11 protein-coding genes and 1 tRNA gene are annotated in these 8,773 nt (G+C 58.1%); 6 read left to right on the forward strand and 6 right to left on the reverse strand.

Annotated features, from left to right (window positions below):
- On the forward strand, nucleotides 1–222 hold a 222-nt coding region (locus tag EN939_RS11355), incomplete at its 5' end, for an IclR family transcriptional regulator domain-containing protein (RefSeq protein WP_272483086.1).
- Here EN939_RS11355 and EN939_RS11360 read toward each other — a convergent pair.
- The 4 genes from EN939_RS11360 to EN939_RS11375 form a co-directional block, all read right to left on the reverse strand.
- Complete coding sequence (locus tag EN939_RS11360) at nucleotides 223–582, reverse strand: hypothetical protein (protein ID WP_127268085.1); 360 nt, start codon at nucleotides 580–582, stop codon at nucleotides 223–225.
- 182 nt (nucleotides 583–764) lie between these two features.
- Nucleotides 765–1,070: a BA14K family protein gene (locus EN939_RS11365; protein ID WP_127268086.1), complete on the reverse strand. Its 306-nt coding sequence runs from the start codon at nucleotides 1,068–1,070 to the stop codon at nucleotides 765–767.
- Between the two features lie 576 nt (nucleotides 1,071–1,646).
- Complete coding sequence (locus EN939_RS11370) at nucleotides 1,647–1,868, reverse strand: hypothetical protein (RefSeq protein WP_127268087.1); 222 nt, start codon at nucleotides 1,866–1,868, stop codon at nucleotides 1,647–1,649.
- A gap of 224 nt (nucleotides 1,869–2,092) precedes the next feature.
- Nucleotides 2,093–2,260: a hypothetical protein gene (locus EN939_RS11375; protein ID WP_127268088.1), complete on the reverse strand. Its 168-nt coding sequence runs from the start codon at nucleotides 2,258–2,260 to the stop codon at nucleotides 2,093–2,095.
- Nucleotides 2,261–2,416: 156 nt separating this feature from the next.
- Here EN939_RS11375 and EN939_RS11380 point away from each other — a divergent pair.
- The 4 genes from EN939_RS11380 to EN939_RS11395 all read left to right on the forward strand — a co-directional run bounded on the left by EN939_RS11380 (nucleotide 2,417) and on the right by EN939_RS11395 (nucleotide 6,173).
- Nucleotides 2,417–2,492, forward strand: a tRNA-Thr gene (locus EN939_RS11380).
- Between the two features lie 99 nt (nucleotides 2,493–2,591).
- Entirely contained in the window at nucleotides 2,592–4,025 is a 1,434-nt protein-coding gene (locus tag EN939_RS11385) for a tyrosine-type recombinase/integrase (RefSeq protein WP_164749065.1), read from the forward strand.
- Between the two features lie 125 nt (nucleotides 4,026–4,150).
- Complete coding sequence (locus EN939_RS11390) at nucleotides 4,151–5,452, forward strand: hypothetical protein (protein WP_127268090.1); 1,302 nt, start codon at nucleotides 4,151–4,153, stop codon at nucleotides 5,450–5,452.
- A 10-nt stretch (nucleotides 5,453–5,462) separates the two neighbouring features.
- Nucleotides 5,463–6,173 carry an SOS response-associated peptidase gene (locus EN939_RS11395; protein ID WP_127268091.1) on the forward strand — a complete coding sequence of 237 codons (711 nt, stop codon included), beginning with the start codon at nucleotides 5,463–5,465 and terminating at the stop codon, nucleotides 6,171–6,173.
- Nucleotides 6,174–6,314: 141 nt separating this feature from the next.
- Here the strand turns inward: EN939_RS11395 and EN939_RS11400 are convergent, their stop codons facing one another.
- Together EN939_RS11400 and EN939_RS11405 are read right to left on the reverse strand one after the other, a co-directional pair.
- Nucleotides 6,315–7,628, reverse strand: a complete 1,314-nt coding sequence (locus tag EN939_RS11400; RefSeq protein ID WP_245473079.1) for an AAA family ATPase — start codon at nucleotides 7,626–7,628, stop codon at nucleotides 6,315–6,317.
- A gap of 384 nt (nucleotides 7,629–8,012) precedes the next feature.
- Nucleotides 8,013–8,333, reverse strand: coding sequence for a hypothetical protein (locus EN939_RS11405; RefSeq protein ID WP_127268093.1), 321 nt, complete (start codon nucleotides 8,331–8,333; stop codon nucleotides 8,013–8,015).
- Nucleotides 8,334–8,433: 100 nt separating this feature from the next.
- On the opposite strand from EN939_RS11405, the gene EN939_RS37985 reads away from it, so the two are divergent.
- Nucleotides 8,434–8,688: a hypothetical protein gene (locus EN939_RS37985; RefSeq protein ID WP_164749064.1), complete on the forward strand. Its 255-nt coding sequence runs from the start codon at nucleotides 8,434–8,436 to the stop codon at nucleotides 8,686–8,688.
- Nucleotides 8,689–8,773: the final 85 nt, after the last annotated feature.

The raw sequence follows: 8,773 nt of genomic DNA on the forward strand, positions 1-8,773 counted from the left end.
ATCAAGCTGCGCGGCTGGTCGGTCGACGACGAGGAGCGGCACCCCGGCATGCGCTGCGTGGCAGCCGCCATCTTCAATGAATTCGGCGAGCCGATCGGCGGCGTCTCGGTGTCGGGACCAACGGTGCGGGTGACGCCGGAGCGGTTGGCCGAGATCGGCCCGCTGGTGCGCGATGCCGCCGCCGAGGTGACCAGGATGATCGGCGGCGTGCGAGCCGGCTGATCAGCCCGTCCCGGGCAGCGCGCTCCTGGTCGCGATATCAAAGAAATCGAGAAGGATGGCCATGCCGACGCCACAGGCGGTGAATATCAGGCCGGCCATGAAGATGCGGTTGGCGCGTTCATAGATGCGCCGTTGCAGGCATTTCGTGTCGAGCAGCAGCGAGAGCGCCCGCATCTGCAAGGCAATGCCGGCCAGGATCGGCAGGACGGCGACAAGATGGTAGGTCTGCCACGGGATCGGGTTGGCGGCCCAATGCGTGATGAAGCCCAGCGAAAACGCCAGCAGGATGCCGACGGCAGTGACGGTGCCGTTGCGGAAAACCGTTTCGACCAGATCTTCCCTGGGGTCCTGCTCGTCCAAAGGTCTCTCCCCGCGTTTCGCGGTCAGAATAGACGCTCGGAAAATCTCTGTACACCGCCCGGTCTGCCGCCCAGGCCAATCCTTTCTGCGCTGAATCGGCCGGTGGAGCACGCACCGCTACCATCCAGACAGCAGAAGAGGGGCTCGCATGGGCCCCTCTGTTGCTGAAACGGTCCTCCCCTCTAAAGACGGCAGTAGTGGCGGTATCCGTCGCGGCCGAGATAGGTATCGGAGTCCGCGTCGTAGCTGGCATAACGATCGTAGCAGCGGCGGACATGCCACGAGCCGCCGCCTTCGTCGACATAGACGGTGCGCGGCTGGGCGAGCAGGCTGCCGAGGACAAAGCCGCCGACGCCGGCGGCAATGCCGATACCGAGACCGTGATTGTGGTGATGGCTGTGAGCGGCCGAAGGCTGCACGGTGCCGGCCAGCGTGGCGGCGGCGACGGCGGTGGCGATAAGGCCGGAAACGAGTGTGTTCTTGAACATGACGATCTCCTTGCTTCGTTGACCGAGGCGATCCATCCGCCTCTTGATCATCTGTCGTCGCAGCCAGGAAAAAGGTTCGAATCTTTTGTCGATCTTCTGGGATCGAAGGTCTTTGTGACGGCGACGGGAAGAGGTTGGCGAGAACATTGACGATGCAGATCTCCCCCGATGGACGTCTACGCTATGCACATACCTTCTGATCTGCCCGATGCCTGATTACCACGTGGTTCCCCCAATCCGTCGCTGCTTCGCAGCGCCACCTTTCCCCCCTCCGGAGGGAAAGGAAAGGAGCGTTGCTGGACGAGCGTTAACGGCAAAAGCTTGGCGCCTTTCCTCTACCCCGTCGATCGGGGGAGAGGTGGCTCGGCGAAGCCGAGACGGAGTGGGGGTCGACCTGCGCCGCATAAGACAATGCATGCTCCAAGCTGCCATGCACCCTATCGCCAAAGACCAGTTGTTTGGAAATGTGTGCATGCCGTAGCTTGCGGGGGAGATCGCTAGCTTGCCCGCCTACATCGCAACGCCGAACGCAAAAAGGGCGGCCGAAGCCGCCCTTTTGGGAATTGGGTCCCTCCATCAAAGGAAAATGATCACCCTGCCGTGCCTGTGGTGATGGTTGTTGTGGTGGTTATAGTGCTTCCACCAGAACTTCTTGAAGTGCTTCTTGTGATGTTTGTGGTTGTGGTTGTGATGATGGCCGTGCATGCCGTGGGCTGACGACGTGCCGACAGTGCCGGCGAGCGCGCCGGTGGCGACGAAGATGGCGACGAGGCCTGAGGTAAGAGTGCGCTTGAACATGATGATCTCCTGGATCTTTTGATCGAGGCGACCCATTCGCCTCTAACCATCAGTCGGCGCGGCGCGGCAAAAGGTTCGATAGGTCGAAGAGATTTTTTGTGGGGCCTTTGGCCCGAGCGAATAGTGAATAGCGAATAGCGAGTAGGAAAAGGCAGGAACGCCACTTACCAATCGCTACGTTGCCGTTCCCTATTCGCTATTCGCTACTCACTATTCGCTCTCTCTCACCCCATCCCCGTGACATGGCGCAGCCAGAACGCCAGCGCGATGAAGCCGATGATGGTGGTGACGCCGGTCCAGTCGACATTGGCCTTCTTCACATCGCTGATGATTTTCACCAGCAGCATCCAGGCCACGAAGATGATCGGGAGAATGATGACTAATCTGATCATGCCACACCCCTGCTCGAAGCGATTGCACCCTTCCCTAGATGTAGGAAGCAATCCGGCGGTTTTCAGGATGCCCTCGTCGACGGGCCATGTGGCATGCCGGGGAAAAACGGAGTTTTGTCTTTACTGGCGCAACAAATATGCTAACCGGAGCGCCGTGCCCTTGTAGCTCAGCTGGTAGAGCAGCGGTTTTGTAAACCGAAGGTCGGCGGTTCGATTCCGTCCGGGGGCACCAGTTTCCACCCGACAATCCCCAGAAATCAAGGAACTCAAGGGTTTCAACGTCCCCCGAGGTACACCAAAAGGTACACCGAGGGGTACACCGAGGATGAAAATGGCACTGGAACATGTCCAGCCGCGCGGCAATAGGAAGGTCTATCGAAGGAAGGTGCCCAAGGCACTTCAAGGCATTCTGGGCAAGACAGAGATGGTGCTTCGCCTCGGCAAAACCGACGCCGAGGTGCGCAAGCAGTATGACGCCACCCACGCCGAGGCGGAGCAAATCTTCGCCAAAGCATGGGACGAGTTGCACGGAGTGAAGGCGCCCAAAGCGAAGCTCACAGCGCGCGAACTGTTCGACCAAGCAACCAAGCGACTTCGGGACCTCGGCTTCAACCCGTATCGCGCTGGCAGCGGCGATCCTGATGATCCTGAGGAACGATCGGAATGGATTGCTCGCGATGTCGTCGCTGAGCAGATCGCTAAAGGCTATCCGAGGGACGAAGAGACCGACCACCCCGTTGGCGTCTCTGACGAGGACCGGGCACTGCTGACGCTACTGACCTCCTCAAATAAGCCGGTCGGTCCCTCGCCCACCCTAGAGGACGCCAAGCGGGTCTATCTGAACGACCGTTTCACTAAGACCAATCCTTCCGAGAAATCGAAGAAGCGGGACCAGCAACAAGCCGACCGTGTGGTCGGGCACGTGAAGTCGGCTCTCGGCTTTGACCCGGTGCTGGCGGACATGAAGCGTGCCGACGCCAGAACCGTCGCCAACGCCATGTTGAAGGAAATCCCGACTGCTGCGACTGTGGACCGATACCTCAATGTCGTGCGCGCAATCGTTGCCCATGGCATTCGCGAGTTCGACCTAACCGGCACAAAGAACCAATTTGAAAAGCTTGATGTTGCCGACAGCAGTAGGGAGCCGGACAAGCGAAAGAGGCTTCCCTTCACCCCGGAGCAATTGGCCGCGACGCGGGAGCGGGTGCTTGACCGCGCCGCCAGCGATCTCCAACAAATTTGGAGGCTCCTAGAGGGCACCGGCTGCCGTCTATCCGAGATTACCGGGCTTCGGGTCAGCGACGTTATGCTGGAGGCCAAATATCCACACATTGACGTCGAGTGGCACGACGAGCGCCGCGTCAAAACCGAAGTGTCTCGTCGGAAGGTCCCGCTCATTGGCGACGCCCTTCAGGCAGCACATGAAGCCGTCGAGGCGGCAGGCGAAAGCAAGATGCTGTTTGCCCGTTACGGTCATGAAGGCGGTGGCGACAAAGCCTCGGCCGCGCTTGGTAAGCACGTTAGAGCCGCAGTGACCGACAAGAAGGTAACCACCCACTCATTGCGGCACCGAATGGAGGACTTGCTGGTGATCGCTTGGGTCCCCGAGAAGCTCAAGCGCTCGATCATGGGCCACTCAGGGGGTGGTGCGGGAGACAACTACGGCGGCGAAGAAGCGCGGCTGAAGGTGGCGACTGAGGCAATGCTGAAAGCACTTGGAGAAGAACACATCGAGAGGCCTTCCGAACTGTCTGAAATGACGTAGAACTGCCGAGCAAATGACATGAAGGAGGTTTCTTGACCCCAGCATCCGCTCCAGTGCCTATACGGACGCTAGATCGCTGGCGGCATCTGCTCAAACCGCTTCCAATCACAATCGACTGTCCGACGATGAAGATGATCGGCGGTGACTTTGAACCTCCGGTCTTTGCCGGCTCAGGTCGCATTGTAATTAAGAGCTTCACCGAAATTGAGTATCGGATGTATGCCACACCATCAGACAGTGCGGATGCGTTCAAGCGGCTCGCTAAGCAGCAGAAAGATCCCTACGATACCTCCAACACCTTTCGCCTCTTTGCCACGGACATACAGGGAACTGAGTGGGCAGCAGGCTGGACAAATCCGCAGCTAGGAGAGACGAAGACGGGCATTTGGGAGTTGTGGGGCGAGTTGGACTCGCTTCTCACTAGCGCGTCCGGGCGATGGGTTTCCCAACTATCGAGCGTGGAGTTGGTCTTTCAGCCTGAGGTGCGGGTGCCTGTAGAGAAGGCGATGGTTACGGTCACCACGCTTGATGACGTCGAGGTCGAATATAGTCGCCGGCTCGCCAAGCAAACAGTACAGGTTCTCGGTTCCGAAATTGAGTTCTTCCGTACGAAGGACGGAAGCGCTCTCTGGGTTACGGCTACGTCGTCCAAGGCGCTGCCGCACCCATGTACCGAGAATTGGCTGAGCGAGCCGTTGCGAATCTTGCTGGGTCAGTTAATTTTTCCTCGCCTCGTGGCGCGGAACTTTGGAGATGGCAGAGCACAGGTCTGGCTGCGACCGTCTCCAAGGCGTTTTATAGACTCGGGCATTGCCTCATTGGTGGATGGAAATCCCTTCGAATCAAAGCCGGACTTCTGGACCCTCTACGGGAAATTGCTCGAACATGTTGCGAATACGCGTGACGAAGGGGGGCATCTAAATTCCGAGCCGCATCTGATCACACGCCTTTACGAAGAGATCATACAAGCGACACAAGGATCGCGCTGGGTGCTTTGCCTTACTTTGGCGAGCGTCGCAGAGGGTCTTGCAAAGCTGTTGATGGGGCCAACTCCACTGAAGGCCGACTTCGTCGAGAAGGACTTGAGCGCGCTTCGGGATCACACTCAGACCTGGGACGGCGACGCGAGGCTGAAGAGGCGCATTCTTGACGAATTAACTAGAGCTGAAACAAAGACCGTGTCCAGTTTCCTAGGGGACCTTCGGCAGGGGGGCGCCGTCACAGCCGCGAATGTCAGCGCTTGGAGGAAGCTGCGAAATTCCGTGATGCATGGCAACTTGGTCTCGCCATATTCGACGAGAGAAGAAGATCAGCGCATCCTAGATTTGGCTGATCTCGTCCACCGATTGACGCGAGTAATTGTCGGCATCGACGCTAGGCAGCAACCGATCCTTGGCTCTGGATTAGTCAGCGAAGGCCACGCCTAAGGAACCAGCCATGTGCAACCTCTACAACCTCACCACGTCGCAAGAGGCCATCCGCCAATGGACCGGCACCTTGCGGGACATCTTGGGCAACCTTGAGCCGTCAATTGACATCTACCCCAACCGGCCCCCCGGTCCTGTAGTTCGCAATGCGTCGGACGGGCAACGCGAGCTTGCCAATCTGCTGTGGGGGATGCCGACGCCCGTAGAACATGTGAAAGGCAACGCCGATTACGGCACTACCAACGTGCGCAAGACCCACCTTGCCTACTGGCGGCAATACCTCGGCGTAGAGCATCGCTGTGTGGTTCCAGTGACGAGCTTTGCCGAGCCGAGCCCAGAGAAGAATGACAAGGACCCCCAGACTGGCGTTCAGCGGAACTATTGGATTGCCTTGAATGAAGACCGCCCGCTGTTCTTCTTTGCAGGGGTTTGGACGCATTGGCATGGGGTGCGCAAGGTGAAGGACGGTCCCGGCGACCATGAGGTCTATGGGTTCCTCACAACCGAGCCTAACGCCCTCATCAAGCCGATCCATGCGAAGGCCATGCCGGTGATCCTGACGACGAAAGAGGAAACCGAGACGTGGCTACGAGCCCCATGGTCGGAAGCAAGGGGCTTGCAACGCACCGCGCCTGACGATGCCCTTGTGATCGTCGACAAACCGGCCACGCAGATCAAGTTTCCGCTGGGCAAGAAAGATGGCCGACTGCCGTTGCTGTGAAGCTACCGAAGGGGACGACTTCGGCAACGGACATTTGTTTACCAAAGGCTAACGGACAGGCTGGACTACGAACTCCGGCATCAATCGCGGCACCAAATGCATGCAGTGTCCAATGCAGGCGCTAAAGCGTATGTCGAGGTCCTATCGCGGTTGAATTGTGGGAAGAACCCGGCGAAGGGCTTGCGTAAGTCCGGGAACCAAATTGTTGCGCAAGACGCGAGTTATCCACATTTCGAACTCGCTCATTGTCGTGTTCTTGAGATGTCTGGCCACGAGAGCCATCAGTCCCTTGTTGTCGTAGTGCTTGGCCAATTCGGCCATGTCCTGGTTTGCCACAGCGGCATCGATACGGGCCGTCGCTTCGGCTCCAATTGCGGCAATGTCCAGTGCTGCCGTCTTTGTGGCAAATTCGGCTGCGATTTCTGCAACCGTAGTTGCGCCGCTGAGATCAATCATCTTCAGGGTGCGGTCAATTCGTCGCCGGCAGTATCGCGCGATAGTGCCCGCAGCCGATGCTGGAGTGACGTCAGCGAAGACGGCTTGTCTCAGCGCGTCGAGCCGACTATCGAGATCTCCCCCGTTATAGCCCTCATGCTCCGCAATTCTGCGCCCCACTTCAGGAAGCAGGAAGACATTCTCGATCTCTGAAACCGGTAGGACGGCGACGCCGAGCCGTGCCAGATTCGCAATTTCTGGCCCTGAATAGTCATCGGCGTCTACGATCCCGGAACAGGTCACTCGTGTAAGGTCCGCGTTAGCGCGCATTGTTACAACTGAATGAATTACTTCTTCGCATGAACCGCGCGGGATGACTGTCCACTCGGGATAGCAGCAGCGATATATGACGGTGTCGAGACTTGTGCTGCCGCCTTCGACGAAGAGAATCGGGCGACGGCTCCCAAGGATGAGCGTCGCAATCTGCTCATCGAAACCGGTTTCTTCTGGCACCGGTTCGATCACCCAACCGGTCTTGGGATTGTAGTCCCGGATCACAATCTTTTGGGCAACCCGTGACGCGGCAAATTCGAGGTCATGTGTAATGAAGATGAAGGCACAATCGGGGCGTGCAGCCTCCATCTCGTCCCATAGTTTGGCCATGATAGATCGATGAACGTGCAGCTCCGGCTCGTCAAAGATAAGGAGCGTGTCGGGATCGGCGGCGAGAACTTGACCAATCATGTAGAACACTGACCGCTCGCCATCGCTCATGTCCTTGGCGTTATATTCCGTCTGCGATCCTGTGATTTGAACACGGATGTCGTCGCCGGAGATAACAAGCCTGCGGTGAGGCAGTAGCCGCTGCCAGATGCCGGCCAACAGCTCAAACTTGGTCGGCTCTGCCGCACCTGCATCGCCGGCCCTGACTCTCTGGTGGGTCTGCAGCGTCTTGTTGGTCTGATCGGCAAAGAGGGCCTGCAGTAGCACGTCGAAATCATTGAGGAGTCCAGTCGCCATGTCGCCTCGCCAGCGGCTTCCAACACGATGCCCAAGGTTCGCATCCGTACGGGAATTTCCTGTTCGAAGGCCCAATTTCGCATTCCGCTCGGTGATCTTGGCTACAGCGGGATTTAGCGTCAGCGCCCTGTGCGCGGAAATACGGTGCGCCCGGAGTTGGAGCTGATTCTCTATCTCCACGGCGAGGCGCGTCTTGCCTCCACCGTTTGAGCCGACAAATATCAGGGAAGTGCCTGGCAGCATGGCGAAGGGAATTGAGCTGGTAGGACTTGGGATCGTGAAATTAAAAGGCATTGGTGATCAATCTCTTGATTATTTGACCCACCGTACAAGACGAAAGGACGCCGCGCCAAGTGATCAAGCCCAATGGACGCTTTGTGGCCCTCAGCCTTCATCCCGCCAGACAACTCGCCGTACCATCCTGATTTCTGCAAGCCGCGTAACCCTGATGCCCTGCCTTTCTCGGGCCGATGGATTTTGTGTTTCGGCATCCATGTACTCATTCTTGCCGCACCGCTTGCAACTCATTTTGCCTCCCACCAATTCCGCTTCAATGTCCCCGAAGATTTCCTTCAGATCACTCGGCAGATACCATCGTTTGACGTTGCACAGACCGCACCGGACCAGCACAAGCTGCCCAATCTCGTGGGCATTGCCAAGCTTCCATTCGCCGCCGCGCCTTCGTCTTCCACCAGTGTCAGCCATAGCCCCAAAATAGGAACTCATTCCTCGCTTGGTCAATCCGCTCTTGACATTTATGTTCTCTTTTTGTTCACTAACGATCGAGACATTAGGAGACGCTCACATGGACCACATTGTGACGCTGGACAGCCGACAAGAAGCCGCCCTTCAAGCCGTCGCCGACAAGTTCGTTGCCGTTCACAGGGGCGACGTGATGAAGGCGCTCAAGGAAATGATGGTCCTCAACGGTCGCCTTCAGGACCAGCTTGACGCGCGCTCTATGCCGCGCCGCGCAAGCCGCAAGGAGGGGAACGCAATGGCCCACACGATGCGCGTAGAGGCAGTAGCCCACAGCGGGAACTCGTCTAAAGCGAACTGATCTGGCAGCCAACTCAGGGCGCGGATGGAGAGGCGGGAAATTTGAGAGAACGGCCCCAGCAAACGTGCTATGAATGGATCTAGGC

This window comes from Mesorhizobium sp. M7A.F.Ca.CA.002.05.1.1, from assembly GCF_003998335.1.
Lineage (GTDB): Bacteria > Pseudomonadota > Alphaproteobacteria > Rhizobiales > Rhizobiaceae > Mesorhizobium.

Excerpts from the sequence above, each read along its gene's own strand:
- EN939_RS11375 (WP_127268088.1), bottom strand. The coding sequence starts at position 2,260 with ATGATCAGATTAGTCATCATTCTCCCGATCATCTTCGTGGCCTGGATG.
- EN939_RS11385 (WP_164749065.1), top strand. The coding sequence starts at position 2,592 with ATGGCACTGGAACATGTCCAGCCGCGCGGCAATAGGAAGGTCTATCGA.
- EN939_RS37985 (WP_164749064.1), top strand. The coding sequence starts at position 8,434 with ATGGACCACATTGTGACGCTGGACAGCCGACAAGAAGCCGCCCTTCAA.
- EN939_RS11370 (WP_127268087.1), bottom strand. The coding sequence starts at position 1,868 with ATGTTCAAGCGCACTCTTACCTCAGGCCTCGTCGCCATCTTCGTCGCC.
- EN939_RS11390 (WP_127268090.1), top strand. The coding sequence starts at position 4,151 with ATGAAGATGATCGGCGGTGACTTTGAACCTCCGGTCTTTGCCGGCTCA.
- EN939_RS11400 (WP_245473079.1), bottom strand. The coding sequence starts at position 7,628 with ATGGCGACTGGACTCCTCAATGATTTCGACGTGCTACTGCAGGCCCTC.
- EN939_RS11405 (WP_127268093.1), bottom strand. The coding sequence starts at position 8,333 with ATGGCTGACACTGGTGGAAGACGAAGGCGCGGCGGCGAATGGAAGCTT.
- EN939_RS11365 (WP_127268086.1), bottom strand. The coding sequence starts at position 1,070 with ATGTTCAAGAACACACTCGTTTCCGGCCTTATCGCCACCGCCGTCGCC.
- EN939_RS11395 (WP_127268091.1), top strand. The coding sequence starts at position 5,463 with ATGTGCAACCTCTACAACCTCACCACGTCGCAAGAGGCCATCCGCCAA.